The sequence below is a fragment of the Paenibacillus sp. P5_B5 genome, assembly GCF_056400365.1.
Map to the genome: position 1 here is coordinate 362,093 of NZ_JBFULK010000005.1, position 23,419 is coordinate 385,511.

Consider the following 23,419-nt stretch of genomic DNA (forward strand, 5'->3'; position numbering starts at 1 on the left):
TTGGACGTCTGAAGTCAAATCAATAGTGGTATATTTCACATATCTATTGAAGCTTCACAATAAACTTGCTATCATAGGAATATTACACAGAAAAATAGGGAGTGAGAGACATGGGTAAACGTACTTACAATTTTAATGCGGGTCCAGCAGCATTGCCTTTAGCAGTACTTGAACGCGCACAGCAGGAATTAGTTGAATATAAGGGAATTGGCATGTCTATTATGGAGATTTCCCATCGCAGCAGTGAGTATGAAGCCTTAAACAATGAAACTCAAGAGCTTCTCAAAGAACTCTTCGAGATACCTACTGGCTATCAAATTTTGTTCTTACAAGGTGGAGCTACCTCTCAATTCGCTATGATCCCTATGAACTTCTTAAAATCAGGTCAAGTGGGCAGCTATGTGGATACGGGAGCTTGGGCTGAAAAAGCTTGGAAAGAAGCAAAATTACTTGGCGGCGAAGTACATATTGCGGCTAGCTCTGAAGCAGAGAATTATATGCGTATTCCAGACTTAAACGATATTCAAATCCATCCGAATTCTGCTTATTTGCACATTACTTCAAATGAAACCATTGGCGGTACCCAATATCAAGATTACCCGGATACAGGAAACGTTCCACTTATTGCAGATATGTCCTCTGATATTTTGTGTAGACCCGTAGATATCTCAAAATTCGGAATGATATACGCAGGAGCACAGAAGAACCTCGGTCCATCAGGTGTGACTGTTGTGATCGTTCGTGAAGATATGCTTCAGGATTTGCCTAAGAATATTCCGACTATGTTCCGTTATGAAATTCATAGCAAGAACAATTCACTATACAATACACCACCAGTGTATTCGGTTTATATGGTTAATCTTGTTCTGAAATGGATCAAAGAACAAGGTGGCTTAGCTGTAATTGAACAAATCAATCGTGATAAAGCGCAGCTTATCTACGATGCAATTGATACATCTGGTGGATTCTATACTGGTTGTGCTGAGGTAGGAAGTCGTTCCATCATGAACCTGACATTCCGACTGGCTAACGAAGATCTTGAGAAAGAGTTCATCAAGCAATCTCAAGTAGCCGGATTTGTTGGGCTAAAGGGCCACCGTAGTGTTGGAGGTCTTCGTGCATCAGCGTATAACGCTGTTCCAGTAGAAGCATGCCAAGCACTTGCTCAGTTCATGCGTGATTTTCAGATTAAGAACAGCTAATAAATGATGAAAGAAGTATACATTGAATAAATCAATGTATACTTTTTTTAGTGATATAGAATTTATAACTGAATCGAATCAATTTCATAATAAGAAACGCATCTGCCCTTTTAAAGACGATGAAACCATTTCTTCTTGTGCATCATTATTGATTTCAAGTTCATTGTGTAATACGATACATTCAGAGGTGAAGAGACAACATGGCATTTCATATTGTGTTAGTAGAACCAGAAATCCCGGCTAACACGGGAAACATCGCAAGAACATGTGCAGCAACAGGAACTCATTTACACTTAGTTCATCCATTAGGCTTTAATACGGATGACAAAACATTGAAGCGTGCAGGACTTGATTATTGGCATTCTGTTAAGCTCGAATATCATAATTCATTCGCAGAAGTGACGGAGAAATATGCAGGTAGTCGGTTCTTTCTAGCAACGACGAAGGCGTCTAAACAATACTCTGATTTTGAATTTAGAGATGGGGACTTTTTCGTATTCGGCAAAGAAACTAAGGGACTGCCTCCGGCTATTCTAGAAGCTCATCCTGATACTTTACTCCGTTTGCCAATGTCTGATGCGGTTAGATCGCTGAATTTATCCAATTCAGCAGCAATTATCGTTTATGAAGCGCTCAGACAAATTAATTTCCCTGGCCTAAATTAATCATTCGACATAAAGATTTATCTTCCATTCTGAAATAGGAAGGAATTTTCAGAAAAATAGCGAATCTTAGATGTGATAGACAAACATATCCACCTTATAAGGATAGAGAATATGTTTTTTCTTACATCAATTGGCATATTTGTGGAAATGGGGTGAATGGTCATGATGAAACCGGCTGGTGTAGTACGTAAAGTGGATCAACTGGGAAGAATCGTTTTGCCAAAATCTTTACGCAAACGATATCAAATGAATGAAGGCGATCCGGTTGAAATTTTAGTGCAAGGTGACCACATTATTTTGGAAAGATATCGTCCAAAATGTGTGTTTTGTGGAGCGATGAATGGTGTAAGTGAGTTTAAAGATCGGCATATTTGCTCAGTCTGTCTAACTCAAATGCACTCAATAAGAGAACGCGCATAGATGCTTATACCAAGAGGGAGCAACTTCATTGTTCAGCTTGGTCTAACTAGGTTTCCTGCAAAGCAAGAAAAATAGGCTGAGATTCCCACTTAGGGAAACCACAGCCTATTTTTGCGTTACTTGTTATTACAATCCCGCTGTTTTATCTTCGTTATAAGATGAAGTCAAGATTGCAGTGATAAAAATAATGAAAACTGTAATACCAATCCAGAAAGTAGCTGACATCGTCATACACCTCGCACATTGTCAAAGATAGGTTAATTATACCCCAAAGAAGAAGTAAAAGAAAATCAATCATTCTGAATATACTGTGACATTTTTACTTAAAGAATAAAAAATGAGTGGCTAGTGATCTAGCTTTACCGTCTGCCGGTTGGTTGAACATTTCATTATTTAGAACGAGTGAGGATGAGCCTCCTCCGTCTAAATTATAAGCGTCCTTAACTCCAAACCGAATCAGCTGGTCTTGCAATTCATGAAGTGTTGCTCCGGAACGGTTATTTGTTTCATCACCTTCAATGACGAGAAATAGCAACTGGTTATCTGTGTAATTAGCAATAACTGTTCGGGCTGATCTAGCAGTTGAGGCTTGCCATGTACTTGGAATCGTTGTTTTGAGACCGTTCTGTACCAAGATGGGACCAGCGGTTACACCAAACTGTGGATTTAATTGATCAAGTTCACTCTGCGATGTAAGTTTACTGCCAATTAATTCTCGTTTATGATTCAATCCGATAAATATAGAATCACCGTAGCTTGGATTAAATCCAGTCGTATATTGACCGTCTATGATTGTGGTTTCAATCGGTAGAAGATCTTTTTTATTTTCAATGAATCTACCTGCATTAACACCAGCAACTGCCTTATACCTATTTACGGCTTGAAGGGTTGTTTCTGCTTCACCAAGCTTATCTTTACTGAGTACTAATTTCATTGCTTGATCTGACTTTAGCTTCACCTTCATAGCGTAGCCCTTGTATTTATTCTCATTTAATACGAATAATTTGAGGTCAATATTATCGGATGACTCGTGTCTGGCAGGACGACCTAACTTCGATATGATGTCCTGATCATATATTTGCTCAGGCATTAGCGCGCTTGCTGTAGCTGTTGAGAGCATATGGGCTGCTTGGAGCGCACTTTGCTCGTAGAGAGAATCAAAGCTTTCAATCGTTGGTTTTGTATTTATTACTTTTGATGTTACGTCCTCTAGTTTGGCTTCTAATATGGACGTATTTAAATTAATGGGTATGTATTCTACAGAAGTAGCTAATTTTGGAACTTCTATTGACATATTTACTTGGTATAGGCATATTACAATACCGATAAAAGGAGCTATGAATAATAGCATCAATCGATTTAGGGCCTGGACTTTATTCATTATTTCAACACATCCAGGTTTGCTTTGAGCTCATCGAGCTGCTTACGGAGTTCGGCAAGCTGGGTATATAACGAGTTTGAACTGTCCGTCTTGGTATTAGTAGCATCACTTGTAAAAGACAGCTGCTCACTGAGTGAGTTGACCTTCGCCTCTAATTGACCTATCCGAGCTTGTACATCGGTTTGCAATAAGGTAAGTTGCTCTTGGTAATTCGCTTTAACTTGCTTTAATTGCTCATTCGTTTGGTGTGTAATGTCACTAGTAATCTGCTGCTTGAGTAATTGGGTGTAGAAAAAAGCTGCCGCAATACCACTTAGGATCAGAATAATCCAGATCGTAAAAAAAACGCGATAGGTGATATTTTTCTTCTTCTTAACTTTACTTGTAGACATAGCCATACCCGTAGAATGATCCACACGTGCAGCAGTGCCTAACGGTGTATTCATCATCTAATAGTCACCTCGGCAAAATAAGTGCATTTACTTATTTAGTTCGACAATTTATTCAGCGAAGCTGTTTGAATTATCCTTTTCTAGTATACACTAAGTCGAATTGCGCTGACAAAATGACTTTGGAACTAGATCAAGCCTAAAAAATGATTCGAAGGTTCCATTTTGGTGGTTAATTAAGTATGAAGCTGTATGAAAGCTTGTTAGATGACTTGTCAGTTTACTAATTGTTGAGAGGAGTGTTCTTTATGAGTAATCCTACCGAGGATCAAAGTTTAAGTACGGCTATTACGAATGCTGAGACTGCTGCAGAAAACCGGGCAAAGGAGTTAAGTGATCTTGAGGATGAGCAATCACAACGATTTTCTGCAGAAGTAGAATCAATGAATGAACAAAGTGATGGTAGCTAGTGCAGATCACGTGCAATGACAGAGACGACGTCTGCGAACGTCGTGGTAAGTGCAGTTTCGCCCTCCGGCAAGAGGGCGTAGACGCCTCGCTGCTGTCTACGGAACCAGCCGTAGACATTCTGCTGCATCAGCTGCGCTACGCTAGCGCAACCGGTCCGCTCCCGCAGCTCCCGCAGGCTTAGCGGACCGTGCTGTGAGAGCGCTGCGGCGCACAGCAGCGCCCGTTCACGGTAAGCGGTGACACGCCGCTTACCGCCTGGAGAGCCGCCCACGTTGAAGTCACCGTGGCGGCTCTCAAACTCGGCCGCTAAGCGTGCAGCGGCCTTCTTACTCACGCGCACCTGCTTCGCAGGGGTGCGCTTCATCTCCATCGCCGCAGCGTGCAGCGGCGGATGGCACACCACCTCGACGAGCGGCTCCCGCCTCGTCTTATAGAAGCGGACTGTGATGAGCCCGAGTCCGAGTAGCTCACACATACGCCTGATCTCACTCCACTGAAGGCGATGGGGTGCTTTGCCTTTGCTCGGGAGCTCGATTGCAAGATACACGCGATCTGATAGTTTCTGGCGTTCAATGCCCTGCGCAAGCAGAGGTACACTGAAGCTTCGCTTAAGCTCGACCACAACTAGCTCGTCTTCTCTTACAGCTACAAGATCGCAATGTTTTACTTCTCCGCGCACCTCATACCCACGATTCTCCCAATATTTTTTGACTGGATCATATAATTCAGTTTCTGTATGTATAGCCATGTCCGCTCTCCCTTACAAGACATTTCAATTTGCTTCATTAACATATGGCTCAACACCAAAATCAGTGCTTGAAAAAATGGAATCGTGTCGATTGATGAATGCTGCGTGGACGGATTATCCTTACGATCGCTGTTGCCCCCAGATTTCTTGATCGTATACCGCTTATAGCGGTAGAAATCCGGTGGCAAAGGCATACGCTTACGAAGTAGTTTTCCTTCGGAAAACTTGTAGGCGAACGCTTCGCTTCTCCAGGACAATTCCGTCCTCTACGCTACGATCTGCATATGGTTTTGTCTTTAGCAAGCACTGATTATGATTTAGAGCCTAACATATAGCACGAAATATAGATAAATTTGTTAATATTTACAAATGAATCAATTTCATAACTGATCTAAATGATTATATTGAAACTATATATAGACAAATTAAACCGTTTTGATCTATATATACTCCCGATTAAAGCAGCTAAAGGTATTATGAAATTGATTCAAATCTCAAACCGTTTTCTTCTTGCATTATAGCATGATCTATATCGAACGACAGTTGTTGATTAGATGAAATACAATAGTTTCAGAACAAAAAGTTGCTTTAATCAAAATAACGAAATCTTTTCTTCTTATACTTCTTATAAAAAAATTGTACGAAACTATATCCTTCTACTCGCATAGGTATGTAATACACCTTCCGAAGATAGCTTTCCTTCGGAAAGCTTATGGCAAATGCTTGTAGGAGGTTCCTCATGGACATTTTTAAACGAATCGCAGAATATCGTGATGAGAAGGAAAAATTAGCGTGGTCAGGAACATTTGCACAATATATCGAGCTCGTTCGTCAGAACCCTCATTTGACAATGTCAGCTCATTCGCGTGTATACGAGATGATCGCATCACATGGCATTTATGAGGAGAACGGCCAGCGTCGATATAAATTTTTTGATCAAGAGATTTTTGGACTTGATCGGTCTATTGAAAAGCTAATTGAAGAGTACTTTCATTCTGCAGCCCGGCGACTTGATGTGCGTAAACGGATTTTATTATTGATGGGTCCAGTCAGTGGAGGCAAATCGACAATCGTAACGATACTTAAACGTGGAATTGAGGCCTTCTCTAGAACAGATCGAGGGGCAGTATACGCAATTAAGGGCTGTCCAATGCATGAAGACCCTTTTCATCTGATTCCTCATGAGCTTCGACCAGAGGTGGAACGTAATCTAGGGATTCGGATAGAAGGAACCTTATGCCCATCCTGCCAAATGCGACTTCGAACAGAATTCGATGATCGGATTGATCAGGTAGAAATTGAACGTGTACTCATTTCAGAAGAGGCACGAGTCGGAATTGGGACATTCTCGCCATCAGATCCGAAGTCGCAAGATATTGCTGATTTAACGGGGTCTATCGATTTTTCTACGATCACAGAGTTTGGTTCGGAATCGGACCCACGAGCGTATCGGTTCGATGGAGAATTGAACAAGGCGAATCGAGGCATTATGGAGTTCCAAGAGATGCTTAAATGTGACGAAAAATTCCTGTGGAATTTGTTGTCGCTGACACAGGAGGGTAATTTTAAAGCAGGAAGGTTTGCTTTAATTTCAGCAGATGAATTGATCATTGCCCATACGAATGAGGCCGAATATAAATCCTTTATCACGAATAAGAAGAATGAAGCACTGCAGTCACGTATGATTGTGATGCAAATCCCTTATAATCTCAAGGTAACAGAAGAAGAGAAGATTTATACCAAGCTGATTGCACAAAGTGACATGAGCCATGTACATATTGCACCTCATGCGCTTAGGGCTTCTGCATTTTTCTCCATTCTAACCAGACTCAAGGAATCAAAGAAACAAGGGATGGACTTACTGAAGAAATTACATCTCTATAACGGTGAGACTGTGGAGGGTTACAAAGAGTCTGATCTTCGAGAAATGCAAAATGAATTTGCTGAAGAAGGTATGTCAGGTATCGATCCTCGTTATGTTATTAATCGCATATCGAGTGCTCTTATTCGAGGCGACCTTGAATGCATTAATGCGCTTGATGTATTGCGTGCGATTAAGGATGGTCTCGACCAGCATCCCTCGATTACCAAAGAAGAGAAAGAGCGCTATTTGAATTTTATCTCAGTAGCACGGAAGGAATATGACGAAATTGCCAAGAAGGAAATTCAAAAGGCATTTGTCTACTCCTATGAAGAGTCAGCTCGAACTTTATTCGAGAATTATTTAGATAATATTGAAGCTTATTGTAATTGGGGTAAAATCACCGATCCACTTACGCGTGAAGAAGTCGATCCGGATGAGCGGCTAATGCGATCAATCGAAGAACAGATTGGTATATCTGAGAATGCCAAGAAAGCTTTCCGCGAAGAAATACTCATCCGAATTTCCGCCTATTCCAGAAAATCTCGTAAATTCGACTACAGCTCTCATGATCGTTTGCGCGAAGCAATTGAGAAGAAACTATTCAATGATTTGAAGGATATTGTCAAAATTACGACTTCCACTAAGACACCTGATGAGAAACAGCTCAAGAAGATTAATGAAGTTACGAAGCAGTTAATTGATGAGCATGGCTATTGTCCAGCTTGCGCAAATGAATTACTTCGTTATGTTGGCTCCTTACTCAATCGATAAGTGATCGCCCATTTTATCGTTTGGATGACACACAGTATAGGCATACACACATATGATGTCATATATCGTGTGTATCAAGCACCTTACTTTGTATAAGAAAGGACTGTGAGTCATCTAAATGGCGATAACGAATGAGAATCAAATCATAGACAGACCTGCAATTAGACCACTACATGGAAATCATAATTCAGGGCCAGCACATCACGGCGGAAGCTTTCCTCAACATGGCGGAGGTTCTCCAGGTCAAAGAGATATTGGGGGTGGACCATCGCAATTACCATTTCAACTATTAAGTCCATTTCGCTACGGTAATCAACAAACCTATTATCCCTATCCACCATCATATCCGTACCCCAATTCAGATCAAAACCAATATCAATATCCGGTTTATCCACTCTATAATCCACCTTATTGATCGGTTCATAATGAAGCCTATGAAGCCTATGAAGTCAATGAAGTCAATGAAGTCAATGAAGTCAATGAAGTTTAAAGCCTTTTAGGAGCTCTGCTCTTAAAGGGTTTTTTCGTTATTTTCAGTCGACATTAGGCAAAAGCTATAAAGAATATTATTTATAACTGAATCAATTTCATAATACCTATAGCTGCTTCAATTAAGGCTATATATAGATCAAAATGGTTTAATTTGTCTATATATCGAATGAAACAGTGGAATGCTAAGCATTACGATGATAAAATGGGATATGTGTCACAATTAGGGAGTGCTGATTGCGGAAGCTAAGCTCAAATATCCCAACCTTCAGTTCGAAGTACAAGATGCTCGTGAATTTCGAACGACACAGCCATTTGATGCTGTTTGATGCCTCAACGCTTAATCCTTGGTATTTTCCAAGTATCGGGACTTATACTTCTTTATTAGAACAGTACGGATTCCATGTTGTTTATGCCAAACATATTGACCGTCCGCTTGCCTATAAAGAGATTAATGAGCAGCTAAGAATCGGCTTGTTTCATGATGATGTATGGATTGCAGACTATAAGCGAATACGGGTCTATGCAATCAAAAAATAATAGTCTAGACAAGGATGGGAAGATATGAAGTTGGTTGACATTTCGAATACTCTTTTTTATATTTCTTTGATTGCTATTATACTAGGTGTCCTAATCAGTGGAGTTGGTCCTCAAGGATTCTTTCCTCTTAAGAGCGACAAGAAACCAGGGGAGTATGAAACGCCAAGAAAACAAACCATCATCGAAAGACAGGACAAAGGACTTGCAAGACTGAAGCGTTCCAAGCTTCTCTGGGGTGGAATTGTATTGATGCTTATTTCGATTGTAATTACTTTGATATAAATGAACTGGATTTGGACAGAAGACAATCTTATTGTGGATAAGGTTGTCTTTTTTTTGTGGGCTTAATACTAAAATCAGTGCTTGAAAAATTGTAATGGTGCCGATAGATGAACGCTGCGTGGACGGTTTGTCCTTATAATATGATTTTTCATAATAATTTAATAAATATAAAAATTTGAAAGGTAATTGAAGAATGGTGTCGAATAGTAATAAAGATATGGGTGAATCTTTGCTCAACTTAATAATTATAACTAGGAGGAAAAAAATGAAGAAAAGAAACACAGCAAAAAGATTTTTATCAACAATGCTAGCAGTTTGTTTGATGTTTTCGACTTTTAGCATGGTAGCTGCTTCAACTACAGCTTCAGATGTTGAAGGATCATGGGCCGCACCAACACTTAAGGAATGGATTGCTAAAGGTTGGTTAACAGGTTATTCAGATGGTAGCGTCAAGCCTAATAATAATATCACTCGTGCCGAGTTCGTTACTCTGATTAACAGAGTTCTCGGTCTTACAGTGAAATCAGACGTTACATTTAACGATCTGAAATCTGATAGCTGGGAATATGACCAACTGTCTATAGCAGTTACAGCTGGTTATATTAAAGGCTATCCCGATAATAAGATCGGACCTAAGAACGAGGTAACTCGTGAAGAAGCAGCTGTAATGATTGCGAACCTCTTAAAGCTTGATACAACGCAAGGTGATGTTTCATCACTGACAGATGCTAGCGATCTAGCAAGCTGGAGTAAAGGAGCTGTAGGTACTCTTGTTAGCAAGGGGCTATTAAGAGGCCTGCCTGATGGTTCTTTCAAACCTACTAACTCAATCACTCGTGCAGAAACAATTGTTGCGCTTAATAGTGCTGTTCAAGCCTTTTTTGCGATGAATAGTAAAACCTATGACGTTGCTGGTACATATGGTCCTGAAACAGGGACTGAAGTAATTGCAGGTAATGTAACAGTTACTGTTCCAGGTGTAACACTTAAGAACACAGTAATCAAAGGTAATCTATTATTGGGCGAAGGCATCGGTAAGGGTGATGTTACGCTTACGAATGTGAGAGCAGAAGGTACAACTACAATTAAAGGTGGAGGAGCAAACTCCATTCACTTGATCGACTCCGTGTTTATCACGATCGTAGTTGATAAGAAAGACGGCAGCATTCGCATTGTTGCCAAAGGTAGTACATCTGTTCAAGAAATAATTCTACAATCAGGTGCTAAGCTTGAGGAATCAGGTCTAACGGGTGCAGGATTTATTAATGTAATACTAGCAAATCTACTTCCTAAGAACTCCAAGGTTGTTCTAGTGGGTTCATTCGAGAATGTACATGTATTAGCTCAATCGATCTCTGTAGAAGTTCCAAGTGGAAGTTCAATTGAGAGTCTTGTACTTGATGCAATAGTGAAAATGTTAGGTCAAGGAACAATTGAGTCAGCTACTATCAATGATGGTGCAAAAGGCTCCTCATTCGCTAAAAAACCTAAGAGCGTTAATGGTCCAGCGAGCGGTAGCATTGTTACAGCTCCTCCAGCAACTTCAGGAGGTAGCAGTAGTGGTGGAAATAGTGGTGGAGGTTCGGATGGTGGAAGTAGTACACCAACACCGACAGCAACACCAGCGCCAACAGAAACGCCTAGACCAACAGAAACACCTGCACCGACACCGACACCAGACCCAACAGTAGCAAATGTAGGTACAAAAGCAGAATTGGAAGCAGCAGTAGCAAAGCCAGAAATCACAACAATTAACTTAAAAGGAAATATTGAATTAACATCAAGCCTAGAAATTAGTAGAGCATTGACAATCAATGGTAACGGTAAAACATTGAGCTTTACAGGATTAGCAAATGCAACAGGCACAGTTGATGATGGAATCATAATCTATGCGCCAGTAACGTTAAATAACTTAGTAGTAGATGCAGGGCTAGCATCACCATCAACATGGGTCGGCACATATGCAATCCAGGTATACCTAACAACAGCTACATTAAATAACGTAACAGCAACAAATGGTAATGGTGGGATCATGGTAAATGGATCAACCGTAACCCTAGATGGAACAGTAGATGTATCAGATAATGRATTTGGTGGAATTGAAGTAGGACAAGGAAGTGGAGTAACAGAAGATAGTTTATTAGCAATTAATGGAGCGAATCTAATAAACACAACGGAAGCTTACCAATTACCAACAATCTGGGTTGAAGGAGAAGGTATAACAGCAAAAGGAACTGTAACAGGTGGCGTATTCACACTAAGTACACTAGCTAAGCCAGGACAAACGCAATACTACTTAACACCAGGAAATGCATTAACACCATAAGTATTAGTTGTTCTATTAAACATGGTACAGATGTTTAATAAAGTACAGTAGTAAAAGTGCTTGTTAACAAGTTGAGTATGACTATCAAATGATGAGTGTTATTGATTTTTGGGAGGCCCTGCGGAAAAATTATCCGCAGGGCTTTTTTTTATTTGTATTGTGTATCTATCCATGTTAGGAATAACTTATTCGCTAAAATTTTGTCAAGCCATGTACTAAGTTACTAGAGGATTTAAATTAATAAAATTAATCAAACCAAACTATACATAAATGAACGTTTATATTATACTGATAGTGAACGTAAATGAACGGAAGAAGGGAATGGGATCATGTCCATTACGGCCTTAAAACGGCATGAGAAGATAATGGAATTGCTGCTCTTGAATGGCGAAATTAAAGTTATAGAGATTAGCGAGTTGCTAGCCGTATCTGGCAAAACAATTCGTGAAGATCTAGCTAAGCTTGAACAGCAGGGGCTACTCATGCGTGTACATGGAGGGGCGATTCTTCAACAAGACGGGCATGTGGGTTCGTTTCCAAATCGAGTATCACAAATCGATCATTTAGTAGAAAAGAAAGCGGCTGCAATTAAAGCGCTTGCGTTAATTGAAGAACGAGATGTTATTGCGCTTGATGGTGGTAGCACAATGCTTGAGATGGCACGAGCCTTACCGAATGCCCCTCTTACCGTTATTACGAATGATTTATATATCATTAGTGAGCTTGTAACAAAGGACCAAATTCATCTTGTTGTACCAGGTGGTTACCGTAAACGTAATCTACTAATTAGCGGTGAAGCCGTACCATTCTTGCGAAAGTTGAATATTCAAAAGGTTTTTATTTCCACAACAGGCTTGCACTTGGATTATGGGTTGTCGATTTATACAACAGAGCTAGCTGAACAGAAACAGGCGTTATTGGAGCATGCCAAATATAGATATTGTGTTGCTGACCATACGAAGTTTGATAAGTATGCTTTAATGACGTTTGCTAAATTGACGGATATCGACCGCATTATTACCGATGATGGCCTACCTAAAGATGTTCGGCAGAGGTTTGAAGCAATTGGAGTAACAATTGATTAATGACATACAACTACACAGCAGAAGGTGGGATTATCGATGAGTGACAAGCATCAAACCTACGTGAAGACTTCTCCAGATGTGATTACATTTGGTGAATCCATGGCTCTAATGATGCCAACTAGCAACAAAGGGATTGAATACAGCCCGACACTTGAATGTACATTTGGTGGTGCTGAAAGTAATTTGGCGATTGGTATTGCACGTTTAGGGCACCAAGTGGGTTGGTTCTCACAATTAGGGGAAGATCCGATCGGAACGATTATTGTCAAAACATTACGCGGTGAAGGTGTCGATGTATCACGCGTAGTACGCACGAACCAAGCATCAACCGGGATGATGATGCGTGAGGTGATCGCAGGACAAACTTCTGTGTACTATTATCGCCGTAATTCTGCGGCGAGCCTAATGACTCCTGAGTTGCTAGACGAGGAATACATAGCAGGTGCTAGAATCTTGCACGTAACGGGTATTACTACAGCACTCAGTGAGACTGCACGTCAGACGGTTATCGAATCTGTACGTCTGGCACGTAAACATGGGGTCAAGGTGAGCTTTGACCCGAACCTGCGGCTGAAGCTCTGGAGCATAGAAGAGGCCCGGGAAGTGCTGCTACCGCTTGCTGCGGAAGCGGACTATTTCCTGCCGGGCCTAGATGAACTCAAGCTCTTGTATGCAACTGAAGATGTCGATGCCATCTTCAACAAGCTGCATGAGCTTGGCAATGTGTGCGTTGTCAAAGGTGGCGACAACGTCACGTACCTTGTTGAACAGGGGCGTGTCACCCCTGTTCCTTACTTCCGTGTCGACAGAGTCGTCGACACAGTAGGAGCCGGCGATGGCTTCTGCGCCGGCTTCCTAAGCGGGTTGCTGCGAGGAATCAGCCATGAAGAGGCAGTACGCCTCGGCAACCTCCTAGGCTCCATGGTGATCCAGACCGAGGGTGACTGGCAAGGTCTGCCTACTTCAGCACAAGTAGATGCAAGATTAAGTAGTAAAGCGCATGTCGAACGCTAATATATACATGAGAATGAAGGGATGGATCACAATATGCAAAAATTAAATATCATTAAACGTATTCACGAAGAGGGAGTAGTAGCTGTACTTAGAGGTGAGAACTGGCAGCAAGTCGTTCAGCTATCAGAGGAAGCAATTGCTGGTGGGATCAAAGTCATTGAAATCACAATGACTGTACCAAATGCACTTAAAGCGATCGAGGAATTATCGAGCCGTTATTCCGTTAATAATCCAGATCCAACTAAGAACGCGATTATCGGAGTGGGCACAGTGCTTGATCCTGAGACCGCGCGCGCTGCGATCCTCAGTGGTGCTGCGTTCGTTGTGGGTCCATCACTTAATGCTGAAACGGTTAAGCTCTGCAATCGTTACCGCGTACCGATCATGCCTGGTATTATGACGATTCATGATATTCAAGATGCACTTGATTTAGGGGTAGATGTGGTGAAACTATTCCCAGGCAGTCAATTTAGCCCTAGTATGATTAAGGATATTAAAGGTCCATTGCCTCAGGCTAATGTTATGCCAACTGGCGGCGTCAATGTTGCGAATTTAGGCGAGTGGATTAAAGCTGGTGCATTTGCAGTAGGTATTGGATCGGATTTAACCAAGGATGCTCTAGCAACAGGAGATTATTCTCTTGTTCGTGCCAAAGCAGCACAATACACAGAAGCATTCAGACTTGCAAAGAACTAATTCTTTCATCACACTCATAGAGCTCTTAGCAAAGAATTAATTCACTCATCACACTTCATGATGCTCATAACAAAGAACTAATTCTTTCATCAGAATCATATCGCTTATTACAAAGAACTATTTCTCTTCTATAAATACAAAAGCTGTCTCACAAGTAGATTTATCTACAGATGAGACAGCTTTATTTGTATATTTATTTCGATCCTTATTTATTTCAGTATTAACCTTGAGCAGGAATAGCATCTTGGAAATATTGTTCTAAGATCATATCCTTTTCTTTCACTTCAGTTGCAACTTCTACACCAACGTAACGAATGTGCCACGGTTCGTAGGCATAGCCTGTTTGTTCTTCTTTACCTTTAGGATAACGAATGATGAAGCCATGCTCATGTGCATGTTCAGCTAGCCACTTGCCTTCTTTGGTGTCTCCAAAGGTTTCCTCTAACGAATACTTTGCACTTGCACTAGAGACATCCATAGTCAACCCTGTTTGGTGCTCACTGTAGCCTTCTCGTGCGCTTACCTGAGATGCAACTTCAAGACCTTGTTCCTTAACATTTCTAGCGAATATGGATTTTTGTGTAGCAAAGGAACGGTAGCCTGATATCGCTACAAGCTCAATATTATCCTTTTTGGCAGCGTCAAAGAGGGATTCAATTGCTTTGGCAGCTTCAGAGCGCATTTTGCGTTTGTCGTTTTTTTCAGTAAAAGAAAACTTTACATTCGGATATACTAAGTCAGCAGGGATATAGTCACTTGGTAAAGCACGTTCCTTATTAACAACTACAGTACGGTCTGTTGCATTTGTTACAACTACTTTGTCGCCCTTGCCGGGCTTCGAAGTACTTTGAAGTGATGCTTTTACAATAATAGTAGTAACTCCACTCTGATCGTGTAGGTTTACAGTAATTTTGGCAGTATCTCCTGTCTGAGCTTGTGCGGACACATTAAGTGTTCCGTCTGCGTCTACTTTGACGAGACTAGATTCACTTGATTCGTAACTAGTTCCTTTGGTATGGGAAACATCAGCCTTACTTCCATCCTTCATAACGCCCACTACAGGGAATGGTAGCTTAGCTCCTGGCTCTAATACGATTTCTTTAGGTACTTCAAGTGATGTAAGTTTACTCTGTTTGACAGTTTCAACTGGAGCTGGAGTTGTAGTCACTGTTCCAGTCTGATCTGTTGGCTTGGCAGCTTCATTGCTTCCACAAGCGGAAAGCAATAATGAAGTAACTAGTAATGAAGTTAAAAGAATATGACGTTGTTTGGATTTCATCCGATAGTTCACTCTCCTATTTTCTATCGATATATTATACCATGGGTTGAGGATTGAAGCATTTTATTGAAGGAAGATTTATGAGCTGTTTGATGTGATACGTATGTCGTACGTATGTTGAATACATGATGAAATCATGTGCTACTCCTGTTGCTCTCCTTGCTGCACTTATCAGATGAATGTATATTTATAATTGCTGACTGTTGACAAATAATAATAGTTTGAATATAATCATCTTAAATTAAAAGTATTTATGAGGTGGTAAAGTGAACGCAAAGGACAAAGATATATCCTTAGAATTGTTTGTTGCACTTACTCGCTCATACAATTCACTCATAGAGCATACCTCACGAGATATTCGTCGGCACTCACTTAATGTAACTGAATTTGCCGTGCTAGAGCTGTTGTATCATAAAGGGCAACATCCTTTACAACAAATAGGTGGAAAGATACTGCTTTCTAGTGGAAGTATTACGTATGTAGTTGATAAGTTGGAGAAGAAGGGCCTTTTAGCTCGTCAGCTTTGCTCAAAAGATCGTCGTATTATATACGCAGCGTTAACTGAACAGGGAACTGAGTTGATGGATAACATTTTTCCAGATCATGCTGAAATCATACGTAATGCAATGAGTGGGCTTGAGCCTGCTGAACAAGAAATGGCGACTTATTTACTGAAGAAACTCGGCAAGCATGCGCAGAGTAAGTTATAGCTACTTACTCTCTGGCATTCTTTACGTTTATAAGGTAAATGATACAATTTTTTTTATTCTAATATCTTGAATTTAAAATATAAAAAAATAAGATATATGAGGTGAAGATAAAATGAATGTAAATGTGTATTCATTTGAACAGCAAGCATCGGGTTCATTTGATGGTGGAACGATAACAGAACGCAAGCCAATTGGTTTCCCTGGTGAAGGTTCTGAGGTGAATAGACTTGGTCCCTTGTTCTACTGGGCATGGGCATTTGCTCCACAAGAGGGTAATATCGCTTCTCATCCACACCAAGCATTTGAAATAATGACTTATGTGATAGAGGGTGAAGCACATCATGGTGACTCGCTAGGAACTGAGAGTGTTGTTGGACCAGGTGGCGTACAGCTTATTCAAGCTGGTTCAGGTGTTTCCCATAATGAACGAATTGTAGGTCCGAATGCAGAGTTATTTCAAATCTGGTTTGAGCCATCCATACAGGAAGCACTTAAGCGGCCCCCAGCGTATAGCCAGTTTGAACATCATGATTTCCCTGAATATGACCTTGATGGGGTTCGCGTCAAGACGGTAATTGGTGACGATGCTCCGATCCAGATTGTGACTGATGCGAAGATGTGGGATTTGCATATGACAGCTGGTTCAGCCTATACCCACAGCTTGGCAGCTAATCGAGCACTAGCTATCCTTGCAGTCCGCGGTGATAGTTCCTATATCAAGGATTCTGAGGAAACAATTAAGTTCCATCATAAGGATTTTGCAGTTGTTGAGTCAGATCGTGAATCTTCCAGTCAAGTGACTATCCGTGCAGGATTAAATGAACTAACCAGATTAGTTGTTATTGAAGTGCCAGTTCAAGTAGATTATCCGCTTTATCCAAAAAGGAGGTAAGAAAATGATTAAAATCTATCCAGCTAAGAACCGTTACCATGCTGATCATGGTTGGTTAAAGAGTAACTTCAGCTTTTCATTTGCTGATTATTATGATCCGAATAACCAGCAGTTTGGTGATTTGCGTGTACTTAACGATGATACTGTAGCACCGGGTAAAGGCTTTGGCGCGCACCCACATCATGAGATGGAAATTGTCTCGATTGTTCTCAAAGGTTATTTGGAACATAAGGATAGTGCCGGTCATTCTGCAACAACAACTTGGGGTGGCATACAGCGAATGAGCGCTGGTACTGGAATTACGCATTCCGAAATGAATCCTTCAGATTCGGAGGATGTACAATTCATGCAATTGTGGTTCTTCCCCGATACGCGGAATTTGGAGCCTTCATACGAGCAAACGAACTTTGATCAGACCAAAATGTTGAATAACCTGCTGCCAGTGGTGTCGAAGTCTCATAGAGCGGATGACATTGCTTTTATTAATCAGGATTTAACCATTTATTTATCTGATCTCGAATCGAATCAATCGATTACTTATAAGCAGCCAGTAGGACGAAAAATTTTTGTCTTCGTCATAGAAGGCGAAATTACCTTGAATACGAATGCTGTTCTTAGTAAACGAGATTCTGCACGCATAACAGATACCCCTGAACTATTGATTCAAGCAAGTTCTGATGCAAGATTCATGCTTATTGATTTAGCTTAATCCCAAAGAAGCAAGCTGGGTTAAAGCAGGATTGGCTCAATAATTATACAAAACGGCTTCTCCATCCATTAGGGTGGGAAGCCGTTTCTTCTTGTTTTGGTATGGAATCAATGAGTTATGAAATTGATTCAATGGGATGACATTTAGAACATTCATTCATTTGGATGGAAGAGAGACTTTATCCGTTTCGATTTTATAAGCTTGAGTGGTTAATAGTTCAGGCACAGTTACGAACTCATATCCTTGCTGTTTAAGCATGGATACAATTTTGGGTAGAGCTTGCAAGGTATTGTTTAAATCGACTTTAGGTCCATTCGCACAATGTTGTAGAATGATCCCACCTGGTTTGATTTGTTTGGTAACCGTCTTGATGATCGTATCTACATCGGGTCCAGCCCAATCCCTCGTATCCACAGACCATCCGATTAATATATGCTCCATGGAACGTAATTCGACCTCTAAATGGCGTGTAACATTCCCGTATGGTGCTCGAAATAGAAGAGGCTTATGACCAGTTATTTGGGTAAGTAAATGATCCGTTTTGGTTATTTCTAGCCGAATTTGTGCTCGGCTTAGTTGTACAAAGTTCGCGTGATCCCATGAATGGTTGGCTAGGATATGTCCTTCATTCGCAATACGCTTAATGATCTCAGGAAATTTAGCAGCATTCTTCCCGATAACGAAGAAGGTGGCCTTTATGTTCATCTTTTTGAGCATATCTAAGATTTGTGGTGTGTATGTCAGATCAGGTCCGTCGTCGAAGGTAAGTGCGGTTTTGTAAGGCTTATTTGTAGGTCCATGGTGGATCGCCATATGCGACACATAGTGACCTTGCTGCTGCTTAATTGTGGAGGTGTGAGGATTTATGGAGGCATATGCAAGAGATGAAACAGGAGGAATAAATACAAGCAGGATAACGAGTATTCTACTCAACAGATTGCACATGGTTGTCCGCCTCCTCATGACTTGAGTTGCAAGAAGAAACGGCTTCGCTGTCTTTACAGGACGGATGCGTTTCTTAAGGTGAATACAAGAAAGTATAGGTGAAAACTTATACTTTCTTATCTTATTTACTAAAAAATACCTCCGATCACCGGAGGTATAATGTTTTCCTCTATTCTTATAATGTCCAAGAACTAGCTATAAATATAAATGCGGTAAGACTGACTACTGCTCCGCCAAAACAGACAATACCGTAACGAGCACGTTGCTGGAATAATCTTAGTACACCTAAACTAATTAATGAACCGATTAACAATACAAACACAATAATGACAACAAACATTGGCATAGTAAGTGCCTTATCTATGACTAGTGTATCCAATATAAACATCCTTTCTAACCAAATGGTATTAGCATACTCCTTTATTTATAATACTCTGATTGGGAAGATATTGTCCAACTATTCACAATCTATTCATAAATTAAGTTGATAAGTATAGACAGTTATGTGACAATTTTAATAGATTATAAAAAAAGGGTGGGATTAAGTGATTATTGTAGAGGAATATCGAAAGCAGCAATTACATTTTATTGGACTTACGGATAAGGATTTGACGCTTCTGAATGAGAACCTCCATTATTTTGAACAAATTTCTGAAGAGGTTGTATCTAGGTTATACATACATATAGCGGCACAGCCACATTTACTAGCGATTATTGAGAAATATAGTTCTATTGAGCGGCTTAAGGAAACGCAACGATGGTATTTCATTTCTCTAGCTTCTGGTATTATTGATGATGGATTTATTAGTAAGCGTTTGCAGGTTGGAGCCATACATTCTCGAATTGGCTTGACAACTAATTGGTACTTAGGCTGTTACATGATTTATCTGGATATTGCGACAATTTACTTTAAGCAGCTAATGCCGGATAATTGGATTGAAGTTATATTAGCTATTTCCAAAATGTTCAATCTTGATTCACAGCTTGTACTTGAGGCATATGAGCAAGACGAAAAGGCCAAAATCCAACAAATTGCAGATTCCAAGCAGAATATGTTACAAGGAATTACAAGAGCTATACAAGAACTGGCGTCGATGATGGCAGAACTATCGGGAAGTACACAGTCAATTGCTACTACTGCCATGCATACAGCAGATTCTCAAGAGAAATCTCATCAGCTTGTAGAGAAATTGAATGAAGAGGTTGCAGAAATTTATAGTATGGGAAGCTTAATGCGTGAAATTTCGGATCAGACACATCTGCTAGGACTCAATGCTGCGATTGAAGCAGCTCGTGCTGGTAATGAGGGTAGGGGATTTGAAGTTGTTGCGAATGAGATTAGAAAGCTAGCATCCCATTCTAAGAAGGCTTTGGAACAGATACAGGATGTTTTAAGTCAGATTAATGCCTTATTAGCGCAAGTGCAGAGAGAGTCTGAGCAGACAGCAGTTAATGCTAGGGAACAAGCAGGACATTCAGAAGAACTTGTTGCATTCGTTGAAATGATTGAACAGGTTACACTCGATCTGGAGTTATTGAAGGAATCGCAAGCACATTAATGGTATATCATCAGGAGGTTAGACTTTAGTGATACGCGCAGCTAGAAAATCAGATGTGAAGCAAGTTGTACAGCTTATGCATAAAGCAATTGGAACCATTGGCAACACATTAGCAGGAACAGATGACGATTGTGAAATGATTCGAGCCCTAGAGAATTATTTTGAGCAGGAGGGTAATCGCCTCAGTTATCAGAATACGATTGTGAAGGAATTAGATGGCCAGGCTGTTGGTTTCCTATTGTCCTATCATGGTAGTGAGGCAGCAGAATTAGACCGCCCAATCATTAATCGATTAATTCAATTGACGGGTAATCCGGATACAACGCTAGATAAAGAAGCTAATCTAGATGAATATTATCTAGATTCAATTGCTGTGTCAGATGAATATCAAGGTCGCGGGATTGCGAAAGAGCTGATGCGTGCTTTTGAACAAGCAGGAATTGAGAAAGGCTACTCGAGGCTTTCGTTACTTGTTGACAAGGATAATCCAGGAGCACATGCGTTATATGAGAAAATGGGCTATAGAGGAACAAGTAGAGTAGTGATTGGAAATTATGACTTTTTGCGTATGATTAAGGATATAGGATAACAAAAGCTCTCACAATTAGTGAGAGCTTTTAATTTTGAATATGAAAGTATAAGTTAATCGTCCTTACTTGTTAAGCAAAGGAATTATCACGGGATGTCCTTGGATGATTGTTGTTTCTTCTCTTCTTCTCGTTCGTTCTTAAGCAGTGCGACTTCTTGAATCAGTCGTGTCATTTGACGATGGAGCTTAGAGACAACCATTGTGAGATGCAAGATAACCACCAGTGCAAACACATAGCCTAGGAAGAATAACAGAGATGGTGGATATACGACGTGCAGTAGCTGTGATATCGTTTCTAGAAAGCTCGGAAAGATCGATAGGACAAGCATAATGAGTCCAATAACGATCCAAAGAATGGAATATCGTTCTTCTAGTCTTCTGCGACGGATTAAATCAATTACGACAACGAGAAAGAATAGACAGAATATAATGGATACCAGAAAAATGTTCATACATTAACCCTTCCTATGGTGCGGAGTAAGGTCATGAGTACCGCAAGTGATACTTTAATCATGTAATAGACTGATTTAAGTGGTGTTATAGAGGATGCTCCAGTTTCGCGGCTATGCATGAGAACTGAAGTTTCCTTGACTCTAAACCCAAGACGATCGAGTAGGACGATAGTTTCGACCTCAGGATAATCATCTGGATAGTAATTAGCAAATATTTGTATGATTTGTCGATTTACAGCACGGAATCCGGATGTGGGATCTGTGAATGTTTTCTTCGTTACGAGCTTCAATAGCCAAGTGAAGAACAAGATGCCTGTCCGTCTAGACAAACTAGAACGATACGCTGTTTTCTCTATAAAACGGGAGCCGATCATACAATCTGATTCCCCAGCTTGTATGGAACGAAGTAAATGCTGCAAATAGGTTGGATCATGCTGTCCATCTGCATCCATCTGAACAGCAATATCATAATTATGCTGCTGTGCGTACATGTAGCCTGTTTGCATAGCGCCGCCAATACCTACGTTAAGTGGCAATGTGATAACATGGGCAAGCCTTGTAGCTTGAGCCACCTGTGCGGTGGTATCACGGGAACCATCATTAATAACAACGATTTCGACCTCGGGAGCGGTTGATTTAATGGCCCGTATCACATTTCCGATGGAAGCTTCTTCATTGTAAGCAGGAATAATGATGAGTACTTTCACAAGGAGCCCTCCAATTTCCGGCCTGTTAGTTGATATATGAATTTTACGCCTACGGTAATCAGATACGCAGTGATTAGCATAAGGAATGGCATCATTCCAATCGTATAACGTGCTTCTGGGATGAATAGCAGATGAACTGCTAGAAGTAAGCCGAAGTTAACTAGCAAGAATAAGACGGCTTTATTCCAGAACATTGCAATGAAGCCACCACCTATCCCGATGAAAACATAGGCTCTATGAAGGAATTTAATGACTTCGGCATACCAATCTGCAACGTACATCGAATATGGACCTAGATAGTAGGTTGACAGGAACATATGACTTGCCTTACCAATGGTAAACCATTGTATCCAGAATAGGGGATCAGTCTTCAAACCTTCTTTGATCCGTTCGATAGCAACTTTACCCTGATCTTCGAACTTGATATCGTTCCAAGGAATTGTTTTGTAGAAATAAGGGTCAGTACCTGCAAGAAGTGCATTCCCTGTTACTCCATTAGAGATTAGAATTAATTCATGGAAAGTAATCAGATTGCGAATCCACCAAGGCAGCATAACAAGGGCAAAAGCACCTACACCCCAGAGAATTTGCTTAATAAACAGTTTGCGATATTTAAACATAAGGAAAATATAAGGTGTAGCGGCTATAATAATGGAGTTGGGCCTGATAAGCACCATCATCCCAAGGAGTACGCCTCCCCATAAATGATCCTTCATTCGATTATTCTGCATGATTCGGACTTGGAAATAGACAAGTGCCATCAAGCAGATGAGAAAGATCGTTTCTGTTAAAATGAGTGAGGACATCCAGACAAAGGTTCCATAAAATGCAGCAGCAAGTGCAGCTATCAAGCCTGTAGTACGATTGAAGAGTCTAAGCCCAACTAAGTATATAAACCATACATAAAGCGGAGAGATAACGGCTTGTATGTACCTAACGGTCATTTGTGTTTCCTGGATATCGGAATAGCCGACAACAGCAAAGATAGAGGTTAGGAATAGTGGATACCCAGGAGTTACCCTTGAATCAGGTAGTCCTTCCTTGTTATAACCGTAAACTCCTTGATCTAATAGTCGAACTGCCATATCGGTATAATTCTTCTGATCATATTCGAGAGGTTTAAATTCTTCGTGAGATATATAATCAACACGTATCCAAATAGTGAGTATAAGTATAATGAAAATGAAGTATTTACTTGATTTTCTGATATTATTTAGCATGGAAGCCATATACA

At 40.5% G+C, this 23,419-nt stretch carries 27 protein-coding genes; 16 read left to right on the top strand and 11 right to left on the bottom strand.

What is annotated here, in order from left to right:
* Positions 1 to 110 precede the first annotated feature (110 nt).
* From serC to AC1DOK_RS09435, 3 genes are all read left to right on the top strand, one after another.
* The gene (gene serC, locus AC1DOK_RS09425) at positions 111 to 1,202 is read left to right on the top strand and encodes a 3-phosphoserine/phosphohydroxythreonine transaminase (RefSeq protein WP_477553998.1); all 1,092 of its coding nucleotides are present in this window, start codon (positions 111 to 113) and stop codon (positions 1,200 to 1,202) included.
* A gap of 200 nt (positions 1,203 to 1,402) precedes the next feature.
* Positions 1,403 to 1,867 carry a tRNA (uridine(34)/cytosine(34)/5-carboxymethylaminomethyluridine(34)-2'-O)-methyltransferase TrmL gene (gene trmL / locus AC1DOK_RS09430; protein ID WP_477553999.1) on the top strand — a complete coding sequence of 155 codons (465 nt, stop codon included), beginning with the start codon at positions 1,403 to 1,405 and terminating at the stop codon, positions 1,865 to 1,867.
* 165 nt (positions 1,868 to 2,032) lie between these two features.
* Entirely contained in the window at positions 2,033 to 2,287 is a 255-nt protein-coding gene (locus tag AC1DOK_RS09435) for an AbrB/MazE/SpoVT family DNA-binding domain-containing protein (RefSeq protein WP_477554000.1), read from the top strand.
* A gap of 319 nt (positions 2,288 to 2,606) precedes the next feature.
* On the opposite strand, the gene AC1DOK_RS09440 is transcribed toward AC1DOK_RS09435, so the two are convergent.
* Positions 2,607 to 3,668, bottom strand: coding sequence for a phosphodiester glycosidase family protein (locus AC1DOK_RS09440; RefSeq protein ID WP_477554001.1), 1,062 nt, complete (start codon positions 3,666 to 3,668; stop codon positions 2,607 to 2,609).
* Positions 3,668 to 4,117, bottom strand: coding sequence for a hypothetical protein (locus AC1DOK_RS09445; RefSeq protein WP_477554002.1), 450 nt, complete (start codon positions 4,115 to 4,117; stop codon positions 3,668 to 3,670). The genes AC1DOK_RS09440 and AC1DOK_RS09445 overlap by 1 nt, the downstream gene beginning before the upstream one ends.
* 248 nt (positions 4,118 to 4,365) lie before the next feature.
* On the opposite strand from AC1DOK_RS09445, the gene AC1DOK_RS09450 reads away from it, so the two are divergent.
* Entirely contained in the window at positions 4,366 to 4,527 is a 162-nt protein-coding gene (locus AC1DOK_RS09450; protein WP_477554003.1) for a hypothetical protein, read from the top strand.
* Here AC1DOK_RS09450 and AC1DOK_RS09455 read toward each other — a convergent pair.
* Together AC1DOK_RS09455 and AC1DOK_RS09460 are read right to left on the bottom strand one after the other, a co-directional pair.
* Positions 4,524 to 5,276: a DUF2161 family putative PD-(D/E)XK-type phosphodiesterase gene (locus tag AC1DOK_RS09455; protein WP_477554004.1), complete on the bottom strand. Its 753-nt coding sequence runs from the start codon at positions 5,274 to 5,276 to the stop codon at positions 4,524 to 4,526. The two genes, AC1DOK_RS09450 and AC1DOK_RS09455, sit on opposite strands and share 4 nt — an antisense overlap.
* Entirely contained in the window at positions 5,192 to 5,533 is a 342-nt protein-coding gene (locus tag AC1DOK_RS09460; RefSeq protein ID WP_477554005.1) for a hypothetical protein, read from the bottom strand. Before AC1DOK_RS09460 ends, AC1DOK_RS09455 begins: the two co-directional genes overlap by 85 nt.
* A gap of 482 nt (positions 5,534 to 6,015) precedes the next feature.
* On the opposite strand from AC1DOK_RS09460, the gene AC1DOK_RS09465 reads away from it, so the two are divergent.
* Positions 6,016 to 7,911: a PrkA family serine protein kinase gene (locus AC1DOK_RS09465; protein ID WP_477554006.1), complete on the top strand. Its 1,896-nt coding sequence runs from the start codon at positions 6,016 to 6,018 to the stop codon at positions 7,909 to 7,911.
* A gap of 161 nt (positions 7,912 to 8,072) precedes the next feature.
* Here AC1DOK_RS09465 and AC1DOK_RS09470 read toward each other — a convergent pair whose 3' ends face one another.
* A complete protein-coding gene (locus AC1DOK_RS09470; protein ID WP_477554007.1) occupies positions 8,073 to 8,306 on the bottom strand; it encodes a hypothetical protein in 234 nt (77 codons plus the stop codon).
* A gap of 331 nt (positions 8,307 to 8,637) precedes the next feature.
* On the opposite strand from AC1DOK_RS09470, the gene AC1DOK_RS09475 reads away from it, so the two are divergent.
* The 6 genes from AC1DOK_RS09475 (at position 8,638) to AC1DOK_RS09500 (ending at position 14,343) form a co-directional block, all read left to right on the top strand.
* Positions 8,638 to 8,940, top strand: a complete 303-nt coding sequence (locus AC1DOK_RS09475) for a hypothetical protein (protein WP_477554008.1) — start codon at positions 8,638 to 8,640, stop codon at positions 8,938 to 8,940.
* 24 nt (positions 8,941 to 8,964) lie between these two features.
* Positions 8,965 to 9,222, top strand: a complete 258-nt coding sequence (locus tag AC1DOK_RS09480) for a hypothetical protein (protein WP_477554009.1) — start codon at positions 8,965 to 8,967, stop codon at positions 9,220 to 9,222.
* 265 nt (positions 9,223 to 9,487) lie between these two features.
* Entirely contained in the window at positions 9,488 to 11,548 is a 2,061-nt protein-coding gene (locus AC1DOK_RS09485; RefSeq protein WP_477554010.1) for an S-layer homology domain-containing protein, read from the top strand.
* Between the two features lie 329 nt (positions 11,549 to 11,877).
* On the top strand, positions 11,878 to 12,633 hold the full coding sequence (locus tag AC1DOK_RS09490) for a DeoR/GlpR family DNA-binding transcription regulator (protein WP_477554011.1): 756 nt from the start codon (positions 11,878 to 11,880) through the stop codon (positions 12,631 to 12,633).
* 36 nt (positions 12,634 to 12,669) lie between these two features.
* Positions 12,670 to 13,647 (top strand): sugar kinase, encoded by a 978-nt coding sequence (locus tag AC1DOK_RS09495; protein WP_477554012.1) that lies wholly within the window; start codon positions 12,670 to 12,672, stop codon positions 13,645 to 13,647.
* Between the two features lie 33 nt (positions 13,648 to 13,680).
* Positions 13,681 to 14,343 (top strand): bifunctional 2-keto-4-hydroxyglutarate aldolase/2-keto-3-deoxy-6-phosphogluconate aldolase, encoded by a 663-nt coding sequence (locus tag AC1DOK_RS09500; protein ID WP_477554013.1) that lies wholly within the window; start codon positions 13,681 to 13,683, stop codon positions 14,341 to 14,343.
* A gap of 220 nt (positions 14,344 to 14,563) precedes the next feature.
* Here AC1DOK_RS09500 and AC1DOK_RS09505 read toward each other — a convergent pair whose 3' ends face one another.
* A complete protein-coding gene (locus AC1DOK_RS09505) occupies positions 14,564 to 15,622 on the bottom strand; it encodes a M15 family metallopeptidase (protein WP_477554014.1) in 1,059 nt (352 codons plus the stop codon).
* 266 nt (positions 15,623 to 15,888) lie between these two features.
* Between AC1DOK_RS09505 and AC1DOK_RS09510 the strand changes: the two genes are divergently transcribed.
* The 3 genes from AC1DOK_RS09510 to AC1DOK_RS09520 all read left to right on the top strand — a co-directional run bounded on the left by AC1DOK_RS09510 (position 15,889) and on the right by AC1DOK_RS09520 (position 17,933).
* The gene (locus tag AC1DOK_RS09510; RefSeq protein WP_477554015.1) at positions 15,889 to 16,332 is read left to right on the top strand and encodes a MarR family winged helix-turn-helix transcriptional regulator; all 444 of its coding nucleotides are present in this window, start codon (positions 15,889 to 15,891) and stop codon (positions 16,330 to 16,332) included.
* 112 nt (positions 16,333 to 16,444) lie between these two features.
* On the top strand, positions 16,445 to 17,224 hold the full coding sequence (locus AC1DOK_RS09515; protein WP_477554016.1) for a pirin family protein: 780 nt from the start codon (positions 16,445 to 16,447) through the stop codon (positions 17,222 to 17,224).
* Positions 17,225 to 17,228: 4 nt separating this feature from the next.
* Entirely contained in the window at positions 17,229 to 17,933 is a 705-nt protein-coding gene (locus tag AC1DOK_RS09520; RefSeq protein ID WP_477554017.1) for a pirin family protein, read from the top strand.
* Positions 17,934 to 18,089: 156 nt separating this feature from the next.
* On the opposite strand, the gene AC1DOK_RS09525 is transcribed toward AC1DOK_RS09520, so the two are convergent.
* Positions 18,090 to 18,878: a polysaccharide deacetylase family protein gene (locus AC1DOK_RS09525; RefSeq protein WP_477554018.1), complete on the bottom strand. Its 789-nt coding sequence runs from the start codon at positions 18,876 to 18,878 to the stop codon at positions 18,090 to 18,092.
* A 175-nt stretch (positions 18,879 to 19,053) separates the two neighbouring features.
* Positions 19,054 to 19,257, bottom strand: a complete 204-nt coding sequence (locus tag AC1DOK_RS09530; RefSeq protein WP_477554019.1) for a hypothetical protein — start codon at positions 19,255 to 19,257, stop codon at positions 19,054 to 19,056.
* A 166-nt stretch (positions 19,258 to 19,423) separates the two neighbouring features.
* Between AC1DOK_RS09530 and AC1DOK_RS09535 the strand changes: the two genes are divergently transcribed.
* Both AC1DOK_RS09535 and AC1DOK_RS09540 read left to right on the top strand, forming a co-directional pair.
* Entirely contained in the window at positions 19,424 to 20,437 is a 1,014-nt protein-coding gene (locus AC1DOK_RS09535; RefSeq protein ID WP_477554020.1) for a protoglobin domain-containing protein, read from the top strand.
* A gap of 28 nt (positions 20,438 to 20,465) precedes the next feature.
* Positions 20,466 to 21,026 (top strand): N-acetyltransferase family protein, encoded by a 561-nt coding sequence (locus tag AC1DOK_RS09540; protein ID WP_477554021.1) that lies wholly within the window; start codon positions 20,466 to 20,468, stop codon positions 21,024 to 21,026.
* 86 nt (positions 21,027 to 21,112) lie between these two features.
* On the opposite strand, the gene AC1DOK_RS09545 is transcribed toward AC1DOK_RS09540, so the two are convergent.
* The 3 genes from AC1DOK_RS09545 to AC1DOK_RS09555 are packed head-to-tail and all read right to left on the bottom strand — an operon-like array spanning position 21,113 to position 23,414.
* Positions 21,113 to 21,478 carry a DUF2304 domain-containing protein gene (locus tag AC1DOK_RS09545; protein ID WP_477554022.1) on the bottom strand — a complete coding sequence of 122 codons (366 nt, stop codon included), beginning with the start codon at positions 21,476 to 21,478 and terminating at the stop codon, positions 21,113 to 21,115.
* Complete coding sequence (locus tag AC1DOK_RS09550; protein ID WP_477554023.1) at positions 21,475 to 22,185, bottom strand: glycosyltransferase family 2 protein; 711 nt, start codon at positions 22,183 to 22,185, stop codon at positions 21,475 to 21,477. The genes AC1DOK_RS09545 and AC1DOK_RS09550 overlap by 4 nt, the downstream gene beginning before the upstream one ends.
* Positions 22,182 to 23,414: an ArnT family glycosyltransferase gene (locus AC1DOK_RS09555; RefSeq protein WP_477554024.1), complete on the bottom strand. Its 1,233-nt coding sequence runs from the start codon at positions 23,412 to 23,414 to the stop codon at positions 22,182 to 22,184. Before AC1DOK_RS09555 ends, AC1DOK_RS09550 begins: the two co-directional genes overlap by 4 nt.
* Between the last annotated feature and the right edge of the window lie 5 nt (positions 23,415 to 23,419).

Coding starts and splice junctions, on each gene's coding strand:
- trmL (WP_477553999.1), top strand. CDS start 1,403: ATGGCATTTCATATTGTGTTAGTAGAACCAGAAATCCCGGCTAACACG.
- AC1DOK_RS09555 (WP_477554024.1), bottom strand. CDS start 23,414: ATGGCTTCCATGCTAAATAATATCAGAAAATCAAGTAAATACTTCATT.
- AC1DOK_RS09455 (WP_477554004.1), bottom strand. CDS start 5,276: ATGGCTATACATACAGAAACTGAATTATATGATCCAGTCAAAAAATAT.
- AC1DOK_RS09500 (WP_477554013.1), top strand. CDS start 13,681: ATGCAAAAATTAAATATCATTAAACGTATTCACGAAGAGGGAGTAGTA.
- AC1DOK_RS09545 (WP_477554022.1), bottom strand. CDS start 21,478: ATGAACATTTTTCTGGTATCCATTATATTCTGTCTATTCTTTCTCGTT.
- AC1DOK_RS09490 (WP_477554011.1), top strand. CDS start 11,878: ATGTCCATTACGGCCTTAAAACGGCATGAGAAGATAATGGAATTGCTG.
- AC1DOK_RS09440 (WP_477554001.1), bottom strand. CDS start 3,668: ATGAATAAAGTCCAGGCCCTAAATCGATTGATGCTATTATTCATAGCT.
- AC1DOK_RS09495 (WP_477554012.1), top strand. CDS start 12,670: ATGAGTGACAAGCATCAAACCTACGTGAAGACTTCTCCAGATGTGATT.
- serC (WP_477553998.1), top strand. CDS start 111: ATGGGTAAACGTACTTACAATTTTAATGCGGGTCCAGCAGCATTGCCT.
- AC1DOK_RS09435 (WP_477554000.1), top strand. CDS start 2,033: ATGAAACCGGCTGGTGTAGTACGTAAAGTGGATCAACTGGGAAGAATC.
- AC1DOK_RS09480 (WP_477554009.1), top strand. CDS start 8,965: ATGAAGTTGGTTGACATTTCGAATACTCTTTTTTATATTTCTTTGATT.
- AC1DOK_RS09505 (WP_477554014.1), bottom strand. CDS start 15,622: ATGAAATCCAAACAACGTCATATTCTTTTAACTTCATTACTAGTTACT.
- AC1DOK_RS09445 (WP_477554002.1), bottom strand. CDS start 4,117: ATGATGAATACACCGTTAGGCACTGCTGCACGTGTGGATCATTCTACG.
- AC1DOK_RS09450 (WP_477554003.1), top strand. CDS start 4,366: ATGAGTAATCCTACCGAGGATCAAAGTTTAAGTACGGCTATTACGAAT.
- AC1DOK_RS09515 (WP_477554016.1), top strand. CDS start 16,445: ATGAATGTAAATGTGTATTCATTTGAACAGCAAGCATCGGGTTCATTT.
- AC1DOK_RS09520 (WP_477554017.1), top strand. CDS start 17,229: ATGATTAAAATCTATCCAGCTAAGAACCGTTACCATGCTGATCATGGT.
- AC1DOK_RS09465 (WP_477554006.1), top strand. CDS start 6,016: ATGGACATTTTTAAACGAATCGCAGAATATCGTGATGAGAAGGAAAAA.
- AC1DOK_RS09525 (WP_477554018.1), bottom strand. CDS start 18,878: ATGTGCAATCTGTTGAGTAGAATACTCGTTATCCTGCTTGTATTTATT.